Below are 15,054 nucleotides of genomic sequence, written 5' to 3' on the forward strand. Positions count from 1 at the left end.
AGCGCGGATGGGGGAACCCTTGGCCGCCGGCGAGGTTACGACTTAGTCCCGATCCTTCGTCGCAGCGGAGCGATCGGGCGTGACCTTTCGGAACGTCAATCGGGGTTCTCGCGATATGAATGCGCCGGCGATCGTCTGGTTTCGCAATGATTTGCGCATCTCTGACAATCCGGCGCTTTTGGCGGCTGCCCGAACGGGAGCGCCGCTCGTCGCCCTTTACATCCTGGACGATGAAAGCCCCGGAGAATGGCGGACCGGCGCCGCGGCGCGTTGGTGGCTGCACCATTCTCTGAGGGCGCTGTCCCAGAGCCTCGACGGCAGGGGCGTGTCGCTGACCCTGCGCCGGGGGCGCGCTCATTACGTCTTCGAGCAGATTGTCGCCGAAACCGGCGCCGACGCCGTCTTTTGGAACAAGCTTTACGAGCCTTGGGCGATCCGGCGAGATGCGGAACTCGAGGCGCAGCTGCGCGAGGATGCCGTAGAAACTCATTGTTTCCATGATTCTGTACTCTTCGAGCCGGAGAAGCTTCGCACCAAACAGGGCGAGAATTTCCGGTTGTTCACGCCTTTTTGGCGGGCCTGCCTCGCCGCGCCGCCGCCGGAGCGGCCCCTTCCGGCGCCCGAAATCCTGCACGCCGCGCCGCTTCCGCCCGACAGCGACGATCTCGACGCATGGCGGCTGCTGCCACAGAACCCCGATTGGGCGATCGGCATGCGCAAGGTCTGGCTCGTCGGCGAGACGGCGGCGCGCGCCGAGCTTGCAGACTTCGCGCGCCACCATGTCGGCGACTACAAGGTCGAACGCGACTTCATGGGCCGCGTCGGCGTTTCCAGGCTTTCCCCGCATCTGCACTTTGGCGAATTGTCGCCGCGCGAAGTCTGGCACGCGATCAGCGAGCCTGGGAGCATCGGCGGCGAAGCCTATCTGAGGGAACTTGGCTGGCGGGAGTTCTGCCATCACTTGCTGATCTCCAACTGGGACCTGCCAGACCGCCCTTTGGATACGACTTTCGAGCGCTTTCCCTATCGCGACGACGAGACGTCGCTCGACGCCTGGCGGAACGGTCAGACCGGCTATCCGCTCGTCGACGCGGCGATGCGCGAATTGTGGATCACGGGCTGGATGCACAATCGCGCCCGTCTGGTTTCGGCGAGCTTCCTGATCAAGCACCTGCTCATCGACTGGCGGAAGGGAGAGCGCTGGTTTTGGGACACGCTGGTCGACGCCGATCTCGCCAACAACAGCGCCAATTGGCAGTGGGTGGCGGGCTGCGGGGCGGACGCCGCGCCTTACTTCCGCATCTTCAATCCCGCGCTTCAGGGTGAAAAATTCGATCCGGACGGCGCCTATGTGCGCCGTTACGTGCCGGAGCTCGCGGCGCTCGACGCCCGCTACATCCATCGTCCGTGGGCGGCTCCGGAGGACGTCTTGCGCGCGGCCGGCGTAGTGCTTGGCGTCACCTATCCCCATCCGATCGTCGATCACGCCGAAGCCCGCGAGCGCGCGCTCGCCGCTTTCGAGCGGATGCGGAGCCAGGCGTCGTTGCGACCCGCATAGCGGCATTGCGAGGGGGGCGAAGCCGACGAAGCAATCCAGGAGACGCGATATCAGGATTGCTTCGCTTCGCTCGCAATGACGGCTAAATGGCTTCGCTGCGCCAGAATGACGCGAGCGCTCGCCAATGTCGCCGCGACCCGGTAAAGCCGGCGGCATGTCTCACGCCATTCATCCCTTCGAAGAAATTCGTATCCTGTTGGCGGCTCTGCCCGACCCCGATCTGCAAGCCGCGGAGGCGGTCCGCGCGCGCGACGGCCGGCTCACCAAGCCGCCCGGCGCGCTTGGTCGTCTCGAAGAGATCGTCGAATGGCTCGCCGCCTGGCAGGGCAGGGCGGAGCCCGCGATCGAGCGCCCGCTCGTCGCGGTTTTCGCCGCCAATCACGGCGTCGTGGCGCAGGGCGTTTCGGCTTTCCCGGCGAGCGTCACGCAGCAGATGGTGGCGAATTTTCTCACTGGCGGCGCCGCGATCAATCAGATCTGCAAGTCCTATGGCGTCGGCCTGAAGGTCTATGAGCTGGCGCTCGAACGGCCGACCGCCGACTTTACTGTGGCGCCGGCCATGGACGAGCGCGAAGCGGCGGCGACCTTCGCCTATGGGATGGAGGCGATCCAGGGCGATATTGATCTCCTCGCCCCTGGCGAGATGGGCATCGGCAATACGACGAGCGCTGCGGCGATCTATGCGGCGCTTTACGGCGGGCCCGCCTCGCGCTGGACCGGACGCGGCACGGGCGTCGACGACGCCGGGCTTTCGCGCAAGAACGCCGCGATCGACGCCGCGCTGACGCTGCATGCGCCACATCTCGCCGATCCTTTAGAAATCTTGCGCCGGCTCGGCGGGCGGGAAATCGCGGCGATGATGGGCGCGATCGCCGCCGCGCGTCTCAACCGCATTCCCGTGGTGCTTGACGGCTATGTCGCCTGCGCCGCCGCCGCGCTGCTCCACGCGATCGCGCCCGAGTCGATCGCGCATTGCTCAGCGGGCCACGTCTCTGCGGAGGGCGCGCATCGCGACGTTCTGACGCGGCTTGGAATGCGCCCGCTGCTCGATCTCGACATGCGGCTTGGCGAGGGCTCGGGCGCGGCGCTCGCCATTGGCCTGATCAAAGCCGCGCTCGCGTGTCATAGGGATATGGCGACTTTTGAGAGCGCGGGCGTATCGGAAAAATCGGAATGATTCATGGATGGCCGGCGGCTTGCTCTCAAGAAACTGTCACGTCCGGAGCGCATTGAAGTCAAAACCGACCCCTGAGGAGCGCGGTTGCATGAACTCCAATCTTACATCCGCCTACGCTGCCGTGATCTTGATGGCGGCGCTTGCGGCGGCGCTGCCCTTTCATCTCAATCGGATACTGGGTCCGCAGCGGCTGCTTCACGCGGCCTATGCCGCCGCCGCACTGGGACTGTTTTGTCTATTGGGCGCGACCGCCTTCGGCTGGACGTTCGACCGACAAAGTGCGCTGCTTTGGGTCTACCTCGCGCTTTTCCTTCTCGCGGCGGGCATCGCGGCGCGTCGCCGTATGACGCTCGGCGCGATCGGGCTGCCCTGGCTTTCGGCGCTGATCCAGCTCGGCGTCGTCGCATACATGTTTGCGCCGGATTCGTTTCGAAAGCCGCCGGTGACGGCGGCGCTGTTCCTGTATTTCATATTCGAGGCGCTCGTCTGGCTGCGCGGCCGCGAGGCGCAGGAGCCGGCAGAGTCCCCGGGAGCGAGCGATCGCGCGCGGCCGCCGCTGTTCCCGCCCCTGCGCCGTCGTGGTTTCGCAGAAGCCTCACTGGCGGCCGCGGCGATCGCCATCGCCTTTCTGCTCGTCGCTGGGCCGCAAGCGGCGCATATCGGTTCGGAGTCAGATTCTGCGCAGCAGCAGGAGGCGCAGACCGAAGAGACCGCTGCGAGCGGCGAGACGACAACCAGCGAGGAACCCGCTTCAGAGGTCAATCCGTCTGAGACCAATGAAGAGCCGAAGACAGAGCGCCGAGAAAGTGCGGCGGCGGAAGCCCCGCAGGCCTCTGCTGGCCATGCGCCCGTCGAGCCCCCGACGACCGCGGCGAAGGACCCGGGAATTTATACAGCCCGCACGGGGGACACGTTTAAATCCATCGCCAGGCGACTCTACGGCGCAACAAGCAAATGGCGCGCGATCGCCGAGCTCAATCCCGACCTGAAGTCGAAAAGGCTGCGTGCTGGTCAGCTCGTCAACCTGCCGCCGGCGCCGGCGCGGTGATGTGCGAACGCCCAATTCTCGGCGGCTCCTGTCGAACCGCCGAGACGTCTGTATTTTGACGAGATGTGACCGGCGTCCTAGGCGACCGCGGTTGCGAACCGCAGCGTCTCCTGTTCGGTCATGACGGCGTCGAGCCGCTGGTCATGCGGTTCGATCGGCACATGGTCGGCTTCCTGCCAGGAATATGCGACGCCGACGGCGACGACCGGCTTTTTGGCGCGAAGGGTAGAGAGCGTGGCGTCATAGATGCCGCCGCCATAGCCCAGCCGAAAACCGCGCCGATCGAAGGCGGCGAGCGGCGAAAACACAATATCGGGGTCATATGCAGACTTGTCGTCCGACGGTTCGGACAGGCCGAACGGCCCTTTGACGAGGTCGTCGCCAGGCGCGAAGGCGCGAAAGACTAAAGGCTGACGCACCTTGTGCATGACCGGCAAGGTCACGCGGTAACCTTCGGCGGCGAGCGCATCGATGAGCGGGCGCGTGTTCAACTCGCTGCGGATCGGCCAATAGACGGAAACGACAGGCGGCGCGCTCAGTTTCGCATCGCGCGCAAAGCCGGCGACCAGCGCGACGCCCCGGCGCGCGACGGACGCGGCCGCCTCATGCGCTTCGTGCGGCGTGATGAGATCGCGGCGCGCCAGCGAACGGCGCCGCAGCTCGGCTTTCAAATCGCTCATGCGAGAGGAATAACAGGGAAGGAGAGTGCGGGCCACAAGAGCCGTGGGACATCGATCCCGGGAACCTACAACGTAGGTGGGCGCCATATGACCAAGCCCACGGGCGAGGCCAGGGACAGCTCCCATAAGGATCGATAAGGCCCCGGGGAATAATAGTCCTGCACGCACCCCGCAGCGCCGCCTGATGAATGTAGCGCCGCGCGCGGCCGGGCGCCAGTGGCGTCTGAGAGATTCGCTAGGCGAGCGCTAACTCCAATGGCGCGGATTTTTCGCGTTCTTTTCTCTCCACCGGGAGACGCTCGATCCGCGTCAGCGTAAACAGACCGAAGGGCGCGAGCGGGCGGCGCTCGATGAGCTTCATTTGCGGGTTCTGGTCGATCCAGTCGCCGATGATCGACCAGGGAAACTGCGGACGCCAGCCGAGCTTGGGAGCCATATGGCGGTCGAGCCACGCCTCGAACAGCGCAATCGCGTCGTCCTTGCCGCTCACATGATTGACGAGCACGATCTCGCCGCCCGGCCGAAGCACGCGCGCGAGTTCGTCGAGCATGGCTTGCGGCTCCGGCACGACCGTCAGGACGTAAGGCGCGACAACGCAAGCGAAACTCGCGTCCGAGAACGCCATTCGCGTCGCGTCCATCTTCACGAGGCCGGCGACATGGGAGAGGCGCTCGCGGCGCACGCGCTGCGCGGCGCGGCGCAGCATCGGCTCCGACAGATCGACGCCAATGACCTGCGTATTGGCCGCAAACATCGGCAGTTCGAGTCCCGTGCCGACGCCGACATCGAGGATCGGTCCCTGCGCCTTCGAGGCTGCGGCGGCGGCGGCGCGGCGGCCGGGCTTCAGCAGCGTCGCAAAGGTCAAATCGTAGATCGGCGCCCAGCGGGCATAAGCGGCCTCGACATTGCAGTTATCGAGCGTTTCGACTTCGCGCAAAAAATTCCTGGCTTCGCTCATCGAGGCGCCCTTCGCACTTCTTCGGCGCGCAGCGGCGGCGCCTTTGATGACATCGTCATCGCTGCGGGCTCGATCGCGGTGATAAATCCGCCGCCGAGCACGCGCGCTTCATTTTCGTCGGCATCGTAGAAGACGCACGCCTGCCCAGGCGAGACGCCGAATTCGCTCGCCGCGAAGACCACCAGCACGCCGTCCCGGCCCGCGATCACCCGCGCCGGAACAGGCGGCCGCGTCGAGCGCACGCGCGCCATAATGTCGATGCCCTCGGGCGGGAGGGAAGAGAGCGCGCCCTCCCCAATCCAATTCACGTCGCGTAGCTGTACGGCGCGAGTCTCCAGAGCCTCGCGGGGGCCGACCACGACCTGAGCCTTCTCGGCGTCAAGGCGCAGAACGTAAAGCGGCTCCGCGTCGCGGCCGGCGACTTTTGCGCCCAGCCCTAGGCCGCGGCGCTGTCCGATGGTGTAGTGGATGACGCCGGCGTGTCGCCCCAGGACACGGCCGTCGAGATGCACGATCTCGCCGGGCACCACCGACGCAGGCGCAAGCTTTTCGACGATGTCGGTGTAGCGCCCGGTCGGCACGAAGCAGATGTCCTGGCTGTCCGGCTTGTCGGCGACCTCGAGTCCGAAGCGGCGGGCCATGTCGCGAACTTCGGCCTTGGCATAGTCGCCGAGCGGAAAGCGCAGCATCCGCAGCTGCTCGCGCGTCGTCGCGAACAGGAAATAGCTCTGGTCGCGCGCCGCATCCTTGGCGCGGTAGAGCGCACGGCCGCCGCGTCCGTCGTCGCGGGCGGAAATGTAATGGCCCGTCGCGAGCGCGTGCGCGCCGAGGTCCTTCGCCGTCTCCATGAGATCGGCGAATTTGATGAACTGGTTGCAGGCGATGCAAGGCACGGGAGTCTCGCCGCTGGCGTAGCTCGCGGCGAATTCGTCAATCACCTTCTCGCGAAACTTGCTCTCGTAATCGAGAACGAAGTGCGGAATGCCGAGTCGCGCCGCGACATTTCGCGCATCGTGAATGTCGCGCCCGGCGCAGCAGGCGCCCTTGCGGTGCGTGGCTTCGCCGTGATCATAAAGCTGCATCGTGACGCCCACGACGTCGTAGCCTTGCTCCTTCAGCAGAGCGGCGACGACGCTCGAGTCGACGCCGCCGGACATGGCGACGACGACCCGCGTCTCGCGCGGCGAGGAAGGCTGCGGCGCATGATCCGATACGCTATTCGTCATTTACGGAAGCGACGCCTGTCTACTACGGAAAGTGGGGCGAGTGGATGAAGGCGCAAAAATCAAGCGCCCCGGCCCGCCGCGCATCGGTGAGGCCGCTGTCACCATTTAGAGCATTACCCGTCCAAGAGGCAATCCTGTCGATATTTTTCGACAGAGAAAGCCGCCATCCCGGCGTCATATTGTTCGCAGCCGCCATCGCTGCTATGACGCCGCGGCGTTTAGGGCGCGGGGATGGATCTAAATGGCGGCGATGAAACTCCTGGCGGGCAACTCCAACAGGCCGCTCGCGGAGGCGATCGCCGCCCACCTTGGCGTTCCGCTCTGTCGCGCCCAGGTTCGCCGCTTCGCCGACCAGGAAATCTGGGTCGAAATCCTGGAGAATGTGCGCGGGCAGGACACGTTCGTGATCCAGTCCACGTCCGCGCCGGCCAACGACCATCTGATGGAGCTCCTGATCATGGTCGACGCGCTGCGCCGCGCCTCAGCGCGTCGCATCACGGCGGTCATTCCCTATTTCGGCTACGCCCGCCAGGACCGCAAACAGGGGCCGCGCACGCCGATCTCGGCCAAGCTTGTCAGCAATCTGATCACGCGGGCGGGCGCGGACCGCGTCCTGACCGTGGATCTGCACGCCGGCCAGGTTCAGGGCTTCTTCGACATTCCAACGGATAATCTCTTCGCCGCGCCGGTCATCGTGGCGGACATCAAGTCGCACCTTGAACTCAAGAATGTCATGGTTGTGTCGCCGGACGTCGGCGGCGTGGTGCGCGCGCGGGCGCTGGCGAAGCGCATCGACGCGCCGCTCGCCATCGTCGACAAGCGCCGCGAGCGCGCCGGCGACTCCGAGGTCATGAACATCATCGGCGACGTGAGCGGCCACAACTGCATCCTCATCGACGACATCGTCGATTCGGGCGGAACGCTGTGCAACGCCGCCGAAGCCCTGCTGGCGGCGGGCGCCGGCTCGGTCTACGCCTTCATCACCCATGGCGTGCTGTCGGGCGCGGCGGCGGAGCGCATCGCCAACTCGAAGCTGAAGCAGCTTGTCGTCACCGACACGATCCGCGCGACGGCCGCGGTCGAAGCCGCCCCCAACATTCGCGTCATTCCGATCGGCCATCTGATCGGCGAGGCGATCGCCCGCACGGCGCGGGAGGAAAGCGTCTCAAGCCTGTTCGATTAGGCCTTCCGTGAGGATATGCCACGCGGCGGCTTTCTCTGCCGATCAAGTCAATAAGGCTCCGAGCGGAAGCTCGCACGCAGGACGGTGAGGCAGGCGCCGGCGAAACCGAAGCTGGTCGTTACGATGCTCGCCATGAGATAGAGCCTGAACACGTTCGGACCCCAGCCTTCCGCCGGCGGGCCGTCGAGGATTGGAAACGCCGCCTGCAAGATGAACAGGCTCGAATTGGTGAATGCGCCCACGACCATTGCCCAGCGCACGGGCCAGGCGAAAGGAACTCGCGTTCCGTAGAAGCCGAGCAGGAGCGCGCTCATCAGCAGGAAGTCGATATGGGCCTGCAAGACGCGCGAGAATTTCCCGGGAAAGATCGCCGACATGAGCGGCGCTTCCATCTTGAGCGCCACCAGACACCAGGCCAGAACGAGCGCAACGAGCACCCAAAGGGCGGCGCCTCTTAGCAAAATAATGTTGTTTTCTTGGACTGATCGCGCGTTTTGACTCATTTTGACATTCCTGCCGATTTCGGCGGTTCGCCGCGGGGCGGATATGCAACATTGATCGAATCAATGCTTGACCGAGGCGGCTGAAAAACTTGTCTGAAATGGATCTGCCGGGCGTGAGGAGGGATTCGATGACGAAAGCGCAATTCCTTTCGACCGAAGGCGTGCCGCATGCCCGGCGCCGTGAGTGGCTCTGTGAGGTGATCGGACGTGAATACGCCCGCGCAGACGCTTGCGCCCTGCCGACGCAGCCGCTGTTCAATGAAATGACGATATATGGCGAAATTGACGTGCGACTCTCGGCGATCCGCTCAAACGCCATCCTCATCGAAAGACCGAAGCGGCCTTCGCTGCCCGACAGTCAGGACGTGTATCTCGCCGTTGTGCTGCTCTCGGGCGAATATTTTCTTGAGCAAGGCGAGCGCCGAGCGGCGTTGCGTCCTGGCGACATGACGATCTACGACGCCACCCGGCCGCACAAAATCTATTGTCCTGGCTCATTCTCGAAACTGATCGTATCTCTGCCGCGCGCCGCCATGCGAACGCGTTTGCCCGATATGGACCGTCGATTGGCCGCACCGATCGCCGGCGCGCGCGGACTTGGCGCGATCGCCGCCGCGCATATCCGTTCTATCGCCGCGCATGCCGCCGTACTCACGGATGAGTCCTTCGCGGCGGCGACGGACCATTGCGCCGACCTCATCGCCCTTTCCGTTGCCGATTCGCAACAAATTCCCGCGACCGCCCGCAGTCGCGACGCCACGCTGCGACGGGTGAAGCGCTTCATCGAAGGCCGCTTGGGCGATCCCCGGCTTGATCCGACCATGACGGCCCAGGCGCTGGGGCTTTCAATCCGCTATCTCAACGCGCTCTTCGAAGCTGAGGGTGTATCGCTGATGCGCTATGTTTGGTCGAGGCGTCTCGATCATTGTCGCGCCGACCTCAACGCCCGAGCGCACGCCCCGATTGGTGAGATCGCCTTTCGCTGGGGCTTCAGCGATTTTTCCCACTTCAGCCGGGCGTTTCGCCGGCGGTTTGGACAATCCGCGCGCAGTATGCGGATGCAGGCCGAATAGCCGGCTCGATCAGGCGCTATTTGGGCGTGCCCAGCCGGACTTTCTGAACGGATGTGTTGCGACCGTTTTGTCGGGACGCGCTGCGTATGCGCGCGTCGGCCTTGCGCCTGAACGCCCGCAAATGCGAGAAGACGGCGTGCCTTCGAAGACTTGTTCCGCTCGCGAACCCGTTCCGCCGCGCTTCAATCTCGCGCGCTATTGCCTCGCCGAAAATGCGCGGCTGCGGCCCGACGTCACGGCGCTCACCGTCGTCGGCGACGCCGGCGCGCAGCGCTGGACCCACGCTGAACTCGATCTGAAAGTGCGGCGTCTCGCCGCCGGTTTGCAGTCGCTCGGCCTTCCGGCGGGCGCGCGCGTGATGATCCGCATGGGCAACGAAGCGAATGCGGCGCTTGCCTATTTCGCGTCAATCGCCGCCGGCTATGTGGCGCTGCTCGCGTCCTCTCAGCTCACTTTCGAGGAAGCCGAGTTCATGGCGCGCGACTGCGGCGCGTCCGCGCTGGCGTTGGGCGCATCGTTCGAGAACGAGCCGCATAGCGGAGACTTCCACGTCTTGCGCGGCGCCGATCTGGCGCGGCTCGCCGAGAGCGCGCCCATCCCGGACTATGTCGACACCGCCGCCGACGATCCCGCTTATCTCGTTTACACCTCCGGCACGACGAGCCGGCCGAAAGGCGTATTGCATGCGCATCGCGCCGCTTGGGGCCGGAGGCCGATGCGGGAGCATTGGACGGGGCTTGGCCCCGGCGACGTGATGTTGCACGCCGGCGCCATCAACTGGACCTATACGCTTGGCGTCGGCGTCATCGATCCGCTGTCGGCCGGGGCCAGCGCGGTGCTCTACAATGGACATCCAGATCCCGCCGCATGGCCGCGTCTCATCGAAACGTATCGCGCGACGATCTTCGCCGCCGTGCCAGGCGTCTTTCGGCAGATCCTTAAATATGGCGCGCCGGAGACCGCTAATCTATCGAGCCTGCGCCATGCGCTCTCGGCCGGCGCGGCGTTGCCGTCGAGCCTGCTCGCCGATTGGCGCGGCCGTACGGGCAAAGAGATTTACGAAGCCTTCGGCATGAGCGAGATTTCGACCTTCGTCTCCAGTGGGCCGACGGCGCCGGTGCGTCCCGACTCGCCCGGCAGGCCGCAGCCGGGCAGGGCGGTCGCGGCGCTGCCGCAAGAGGGCGGCGAGACTCCGCTTCGGCCAGGCGAAACCGGCCTCCTCGCCGTGCGCCGGGACGATCCGGGCATGATGCTCGGTTATTGGAACCGTGAAGAAGAGGAGCGCGAGTCGTTTCGCGGCGAGTGGTTCGTCTCGGGCGACATCGTCGAATTCGACACCGACGGCTACATGTGGCGCCACGGCCGCGTCGATGAGGTCATGAATGCGGGAGGCTACCGGGTCTCGCCCGCGGAAGTTGAGAAAAGGCTGCTCGAGATCAACGGCGTCGTCGAAGCGGCGGCGGCGGAACGGCCAGGGCGCGACGCAACCGCGACGATCATCAAGGCCTATGTGGTGATGCGCGACGGCGCGGCGCGGCACGAGACGGCCATTCTCGAATACTGCCGCGCGCATCTTGCCGCCTACAAATGTCCGCGCGCGGTCATGTTCCTCGATGCGCTGCCACGCAACGCCAATGGCAAGCTCAACCGCGCGGCCTTGCCGTAAATAGAGAGGGCCCGAAGGTTCGCCGGGGCGAGCGGCGAACGATCGGGCCCACGTCCGCTCACAGGGAGGAGCGCGGACTACCGGAAATTCAAGGTGCGAAGATTCTCACGACTTCGGCGCCGCCGTTCTGCGGCGCGAGGCGGCCACGGGCGCGCTTCTTGACCTTCGTCAAGGCAACTTCGCCATTAATGACCGCTTTCATATTGGGAGACGCCTTGAACGTAATGACTCGCCGCGCTTCGATCGGCACCGGCGCGCCGGTGCGCGGATTGCGGCCCGCGCGCTCGCGTTTCGTGCGCACGATGAACGAGCCGAAGTCGTGAAGCTTGAGCGACTCGCCGGACGCCAGAGTCGCCGCCATTTCCTCGATCACCAGGTCGGTCAGGCGCTTGGCTTCGCGGCGGGACATGCCTTCAAGCCGGCGATGGATCGCCAGGGCAATGTCCTCGCGCGTGAGGGTGCCGCGCGCGCCGTCTTCATGCGATGCCGATTCATGTTCGACTTCGTCGCCATTGGCGCGCGCGACGAAGGGCTTCAGCATCTCTTTTGGATTCGCGATCGACATCAGCGCTCTAATCCCCATTTTTGGGCCGCAAGCGGGGTTTGCCTTTCCGCTTGGCCGAGGGATTGCGCTCCACTTGCGTCGGAACCTGATTGCTCAGAAGTGCGGCAGGCACATCGCCGATTGACTCTCTTTTCAATGCGCATCTCAGTCATCGACAAGAAGCCGCCGCACGTTCCAATTTGACGCAACTGGGCGCAATATCTTCGTTATTCTGCAGATTGCGTGCTAACGCGCGGCGCTTGAGCCGCACCTTCGCGGGACGCCGCATGCACAGCGATTTCGTGGACAACTGGATGTTGACGCCGGCGCCGAGACGCAGAAAAGCGTTCCATCTTGAGACAGCGCAGGCAAGAAATGATCGGCCTGGACCAAAATGATACGCCTTGGCGCGGTGGCCTCAGACGTCAGCAGAACTCAGCAGCCCCACTGCAAAGCTGACTGTCGGATGAACGACGCGGCCATGTGCGGTTCAGCTAACGTGCGTCAGATTGTGCGTATTGGGCAGGCGAGCTTGACGAACTGTTCTCCCCGACGCCCGCTCTCCCCCAGTGACCGGAGCCACCAAGCATGTCGCGCCAGCCTTTCGTCCTCGCTGTCATCCTGGCGCTCGCAGCTTCCCCTGTCGTCGCGCAGGATCTGAGCGACGACTCCTCTGAAAGCCATGCTCCCTATCAAGGCGGAGGCTTTGGTCATGGCCGGGGTCAAAGCGAGAGCTTTGGTCATGGCTACGATCCCTATGATGACGGTCGCGAAGCCTGGTTTGCGCCGGAGCCTTATCGCGGCTCCTGGTCAGATCACGCCGACGCCTATTACGGCTATGGAGAATGCCATTTCCTCCAGGAGCCGGTTCTTGGGCAGTGGGGCGAGATCGTCGACTATCGCCGGGTACGAGTTTGCGATTAGCCGACGACCGCGCCACACGATCCGTCGCCGGCACCCCGCCCCTCTCGCGCGGCGACGGCGGAGAGCCTCCCGGAGAAATCCGGGAGGCTTCTTTCGCAGAAGTCTCTCACTGATGAAGAGCTAAGGGTTGCTAGAGGGGGCGAAGGCCGAGCGCCTTGCCTTCCTTGTCGTCGCGCCGCCAAACGCCGTCAGCGCCCTTGTCAAAATGCGCCTTATGGCCCTTGCGGGCGGTGAGCACGAGACGCCCCCGGTCGAGCCCCCAGCCGACCGGATCAAAAATCACCACGCCATTGTCCCGGCAGGCCGGCGCAAGCTGCGCCTTCAGGCCGGCGCGGCCGCGCGTGCGCGCGTCGAGCGTCAGCATGCAGCCCGTATCCTTGTCTCCCTCGCGAAGAATCGAGTAGCGGCCAGAGGCATCCGTCGAACCGGCGGCATATGCGAGCGGCGCCGAGACGCTCGCAGCGGCGACAAGGCAGAATCCCAACCATTGCAGTCGTCGCTCAGAAAATATCGCCATTTGCGCTATGCTCCCACCCTCGTGAAATTGCCTCACTTTGCCTTTTTCCCGGCCTGCGTCCAGCCGATTCGCACGCGCCCGCGTCAAAGTGCGGCAGGTCGTGGCTTTTGCGCGCCAGGCCGAGGCGCGCTATCAATTTGAGCGGCGCCGCGCGGCGACGAGGGAGTCAGTAGGATGGACCCAGCGTCCCTGGCCTTGGCCGAAAGATCCGCGCCGCGCTACACGAGCTATCCCACGGCGCCGCATTTCTCCAAGTCGATCGGCGACGACGACGCGCGTGCGTGGCTCGCGAACCTCGATCCTTCCTCGTCGCTCTCGCTCTATTTCCACGTTCCGTTTTGCACCGCAATCTGCGCCTATTGCGGCTGCCACACGAAGGCGGTGCGCCAGGACGCTCCGCTTGAGGCTTATACGCGGACGCTCAAGCGCGAAATCGTGCTGACCGCGGAAGCGACGCGCGCGCGTCGCGTCGCCAGCATCCATTGGGGCGGCGGCACCCCGAGCATTCTCGGCCCTGCGCGTTTCAGTGCGATCGTTGCAGTTCTGCGCGATCATTTCGATCTTTCCGCCGAAACGGAACACGCGATCGAACTCGATCCGCGCATTCTTGACGCCGATCTCGTCGAGGCGCTTGCCGGCGCCGGAGTCACGCGGTCCTCGCTCGGCGTGCAGGACCTCAACGCGCACGTGCAGGAGGCGTCCGGCCGCATACAGCCCTATGAAACGGTGGCGCGCGCCGTGAAATTGCTGCGCGAGGCTGGGATTGCCGCGATCAATCTCGATCTGATGTATGGCCTGCCCAAGCAGAGCGTCGAAGACGCCCAGCACACCGCCTCGCTTGCGGCGTCGCTCGCACCGCAGAGGCTCGCGGTCTTCGGCTATGCGCATGTGCCCTGGTTCAAGTCGCACCAGAAGCTGATCGACGCCGCGGCGCTGCCGGGCGCCGGCGAGCGTCTGGCGCAGGCGGCGGCGGTGCGGGCGACCCTTGAAGGCGCGGGATTCGAGGCGATCGGACTCGATCATTTTGCGCGTCCCGAGGACCCGCTGGCGATCGCCGCGCGCGAAAGGCGCATGCGCCGCAATTTTCAAGGCTACACGATCGACGCCGCCGACGCGCTGCTGCCGTTTGGCGTTTCGTCCATCGGGCGTCTTCCGGAGGGCTATGTCGGAAACGCCACCGATCTCGCGGGATGGCGACGCGCGGTCGAGTCGGGGCGTTTTGCGACGACGCGCGGCGTCGCGTTCACGCGCGAGGATATCGCCCGCTCCGATCTGATCGAACGCCTCATGTGCGATTTCGATGTTGACTACGGCGCGGTGGCTGCGCGTCATGGTTATGCGGAAGACGCCTTCGACGCTGCACAGGCCTCTCTCGACGCACTTGCGGACGACGGCGTCATCGACGTACAGGGCCGACGACTCGCGGTCACCGAACGTGGAAAGCCCTTCGTTCGCCTTGTCGCAGCCGCCTTTGACGCCTACCTGCAGTCAGCGCCAGCCCGCCATTCCTCGGTGGTGTGAAGGCGATTCGGCAAGGAGGCGTTCATGACGCCGCTTACGCTTTTTCTCGCAAAGCTGATCGGGGCTTATGCTCTGATCATGTCCGCCTGGATGCTCGTGCGCAAGGACGTGGCGCTGCAGATGATCGAGAGCGTTTCACGCGAGCCCGTCGCCATCGCCTTCGTCGGCATGATACGCCTCGCGATCGGTCTCGCCATCGTGATCGGCCACGACATTTGGAGCGACATGGTCGCGGCGCTCGTCTCGCTTGTCGGCTGGATTACGCTGATCAGCGGTTTCCTGACGCTCTTTCTGCCGCCGCAGACGGTGCGCGACATTTTCGCCCGAATGGCATATGAAAAGCGCTATCCCGTGTTTGCGCTCGTGTCCTTCGCGCTCGGCGGCGCGCTGTTGATCGCGGGCTTCAGCGCCTGACAAGAGTGATAATGGCGCTTGTTCGCCGGCGTCGCCTCCGCCATCGTGACGCCTGGATTCGA

The 15,054-nt window shown here is 64.9% G+C and carries 15 protein-coding genes and 1 other RNA gene; 9 read left to right on the forward strand and 7 right to left on the reverse strand.

Going from position 1 to position 15,054, the window contains the following annotated elements:
• The first annotated feature begins 115 nt into the window (after positions 1 to 115).
• The 3 genes from HUN39_RS12480 to HUN39_RS12490 all read left to right on the forward strand — a co-directional run bounded on the left by HUN39_RS12480 (position 116) and on the right by HUN39_RS12490 (position 3,783).
• Complete coding sequence (locus tag HUN39_RS12480; RefSeq protein ID WP_175094881.1) at positions 116 to 1,558, forward strand: cryptochrome/photolyase family protein; 1,443 nt, start codon at positions 116 to 118, stop codon at positions 1,556 to 1,558.
• Positions 1,559 to 1,712: 154 nt separating this feature from the next.
• Positions 1,713 to 2,735 carry a nicotinate-nucleotide--dimethylbenzimidazole phosphoribosyltransferase gene (cobT, locus tag HUN39_RS12485; protein WP_175094882.1) on the forward strand — a complete coding sequence of 341 codons (1,023 nt, stop codon included), beginning with the start codon at positions 1,713 to 1,715 and terminating at the stop codon, positions 2,733 to 2,735.
• A gap of 88 nt (positions 2,736 to 2,823) precedes the next feature.
• Entirely contained in the window at positions 2,824 to 3,783 is a 960-nt protein-coding gene (locus HUN39_RS12490) for a LysM peptidoglycan-binding domain-containing protein (protein WP_175094831.1), read from the forward strand.
• Positions 3,784 to 3,860: 77 nt separating this feature from the next.
• On the opposite strand, the gene HUN39_RS12495 is transcribed toward HUN39_RS12490, so the two are convergent.
• From HUN39_RS12495 to mnmA, 4 genes are all read right to left on the reverse strand, one after another.
• A complete protein-coding gene (locus tag HUN39_RS12495; RefSeq protein ID WP_175094832.1) occupies positions 3,861 to 4,463 on the reverse strand; it encodes a 5-formyltetrahydrofolate cyclo-ligase in 603 nt (200 codons plus the stop codon).
• Positions 4,464 to 4,489: 26 nt separating this feature from the next.
• A non-coding RNA gene (gene ssrS / locus HUN39_RS12500) (6S RNA) lies at positions 4,490 to 4,644 on the reverse strand.
• 54 nt (positions 4,645 to 4,698) lie between these two features.
• Complete coding sequence (locus HUN39_RS12505) at positions 4,699 to 5,421, reverse strand: class I SAM-dependent methyltransferase (protein ID WP_175094833.1); 723 nt, start codon at positions 5,419 to 5,421, stop codon at positions 4,699 to 4,701.
• Positions 5,418 to 6,647: a tRNA 2-thiouridine(34) synthase MnmA gene (gene mnmA / locus HUN39_RS12510; protein ID WP_175094834.1), complete on the reverse strand. Its 1,230-nt coding sequence runs from the start codon at positions 6,645 to 6,647 to the stop codon at positions 5,418 to 5,420. The genes HUN39_RS12505 and mnmA overlap by 4 nt, the downstream gene beginning before the upstream one ends.
• Positions 6,648 to 6,897: 250 nt before the next feature.
• Between mnmA and HUN39_RS12515 the strand changes: the two genes are divergently transcribed.
• Entirely contained in the window at positions 6,898 to 7,830 is a 933-nt protein-coding gene (locus tag HUN39_RS12515) for a ribose-phosphate pyrophosphokinase (RefSeq protein ID WP_175094883.1), read from the forward strand.
• A 47-nt stretch (positions 7,831 to 7,877) separates the two neighbouring features.
• Here HUN39_RS12515 and HUN39_RS12520 read toward each other — a convergent pair whose 3' ends face one another.
• On the reverse strand, positions 7,878 to 8,333 hold the full coding sequence (locus HUN39_RS12520; protein ID WP_175094835.1) for a hypothetical protein: 456 nt from the start codon (positions 8,331 to 8,333) through the stop codon (positions 7,878 to 7,880).
• Between the two features lie 128 nt (positions 8,334 to 8,461).
• Between HUN39_RS12520 and HUN39_RS12525 the strand changes: the two genes are divergently transcribed.
• Together HUN39_RS12525 and HUN39_RS12530 are read left to right on the forward strand one after the other, a co-directional pair.
• The gene (locus HUN39_RS12525; RefSeq protein WP_175094836.1) at positions 8,462 to 9,406 is read left to right on the forward strand and encodes a helix-turn-helix domain-containing protein; all 945 of its coding nucleotides are present in this window, start codon (positions 8,462 to 8,464) and stop codon (positions 9,404 to 9,406) included.
• A gap of 136 nt (positions 9,407 to 9,542) precedes the next feature.
• Positions 9,543 to 11,072, forward strand: a complete 1,530-nt coding sequence (locus HUN39_RS12530; protein ID WP_332310757.1) for an acyl-CoA synthetase — start codon at positions 9,543 to 9,545, stop codon at positions 11,070 to 11,072.
• 88 nt (positions 11,073 to 11,160) lie between these two features.
• Here the strand turns inward: HUN39_RS12530 and HUN39_RS12535 are convergent, their stop codons facing one another.
• The gene (locus tag HUN39_RS12535; RefSeq protein WP_175094838.1) at positions 11,161 to 11,637 is read right to left on the reverse strand and encodes an integration host factor subunit alpha; all 477 of its coding nucleotides are present in this window, start codon (positions 11,635 to 11,637) and stop codon (positions 11,161 to 11,163) included.
• A 567-nt stretch (positions 11,638 to 12,204) separates the two neighbouring features.
• On the opposite strand from HUN39_RS12535, the gene HUN39_RS12540 reads away from it, so the two are divergent.
• Complete coding sequence (locus HUN39_RS12540; RefSeq protein ID WP_175094839.1) at positions 12,205 to 12,540, forward strand: hypothetical protein; 336 nt, start codon at positions 12,205 to 12,207, stop codon at positions 12,538 to 12,540.
• A 130-nt stretch (positions 12,541 to 12,670) separates the two neighbouring features.
• Here the strand turns inward: HUN39_RS12540 and HUN39_RS12545 are convergent, their stop codons facing one another.
• On the reverse strand, positions 12,671 to 13,057 hold the full coding sequence (locus HUN39_RS12545) for an AprI/Inh family metalloprotease inhibitor (protein WP_175094840.1): 387 nt from the start codon (positions 13,055 to 13,057) through the stop codon (positions 12,671 to 12,673).
• Positions 13,058 to 13,231: 174 nt separating this feature from the next.
• Between HUN39_RS12545 and hemN the strand changes: the two genes are divergently transcribed.
• Entirely contained in the window at positions 13,232 to 14,578 is a 1,347-nt protein-coding gene (hemN, locus tag HUN39_RS12550; protein WP_175094841.1) for an oxygen-independent coproporphyrinogen III oxidase, read from the forward strand.
• A gap of 24 nt (positions 14,579 to 14,602) precedes the next feature.
• Positions 14,603 to 14,992 carry a hypothetical protein gene (locus tag HUN39_RS12555; RefSeq protein WP_175094842.1) on the forward strand — a complete coding sequence of 130 codons (390 nt, stop codon included), beginning with the start codon at positions 14,603 to 14,605 and terminating at the stop codon, positions 14,990 to 14,992.
• Positions 14,993 to 15,054 lie beyond the last annotated feature (62 nt).

The sequence above is a fragment of the Methylocystis silviterrae genome (genome assembly GCF_013350005.1).
GTDB classification, from domain to species: domain Bacteria; phylum Pseudomonadota; class Alphaproteobacteria; order Rhizobiales; family Beijerinckiaceae; genus Methylocystis; species Methylocystis silviterrae.

Coding starts and splice junctions, on each gene's coding strand:
- HUN39_RS12480 (WP_175094881.1), top strand. CDS start 116: ATGAATGCGCCGGCGATCGTCTGGTTTCGCAATGATTTGCGCATCTCT.
- cobT (WP_175094882.1), top strand. CDS start 1,713: ATGTCTCACGCCATTCATCCCTTCGAAGAAATTCGTATCCTGTTGGCG.
- HUN39_RS12490 (WP_175094831.1), top strand. CDS start 2,824: ATGAACTCCAATCTTACATCCGCCTACGCTGCCGTGATCTTGATGGCG.
- HUN39_RS12495 (WP_175094832.1), bottom strand. CDS start 4,463: ATGAGCGATTTGAAAGCCGAGCTGCGGCGCCGTTCGCTGGCGCGCCGC.
- HUN39_RS12505 (WP_175094833.1), bottom strand. CDS start 5,421: ATGAGCGAAGCCAGGAATTTTTTGCGCGAAGTCGAAACGCTCGATAAC.
- mnmA (WP_175094834.1), bottom strand. CDS start 6,647: ATGACGAATAGCGTATCGGATCATGCGCCGCAGCCTTCCTCGCCGCGC.
- HUN39_RS12515 (WP_175094883.1), top strand. CDS start 6,898: ATGAAACTCCTGGCGGGCAACTCCAACAGGCCGCTCGCGGAGGCGATC.
- HUN39_RS12520 (WP_175094835.1), bottom strand. CDS start 8,333: ATGAGTCAAAACGCGCGATCAGTCCAAGAAAACAACATTATTTTGCTA.
- HUN39_RS12525 (WP_175094836.1), top strand. CDS start 8,462: ATGACGAAAGCGCAATTCCTTTCGACCGAAGGCGTGCCGCATGCCCGG.
- HUN39_RS12535 (WP_175094838.1), bottom strand. CDS start 11,637: ATGTCGATCGCGAATCCAAAAGAGATGCTGAAGCCCTTCGTCGCGCGC.
- HUN39_RS12540 (WP_175094839.1), top strand. CDS start 12,205: ATGTCGCGCCAGCCTTTCGTCCTCGCTGTCATCCTGGCGCTCGCAGCT.
- HUN39_RS12545 (WP_175094840.1), bottom strand. CDS start 13,057: ATGGCGATATTTTCTGAGCGACGACTGCAATGGTTGGGATTCTGCCTT.
- hemN (WP_175094841.1), top strand. CDS start 13,232: ATGGACCCAGCGTCCCTGGCCTTGGCCGAAAGATCCGCGCCGCGCTAC.
- HUN39_RS12555 (WP_175094842.1), top strand. CDS start 14,603: ATGACGCCGCTTACGCTTTTTCTCGCAAAGCTGATCGGGGCTTATGCT.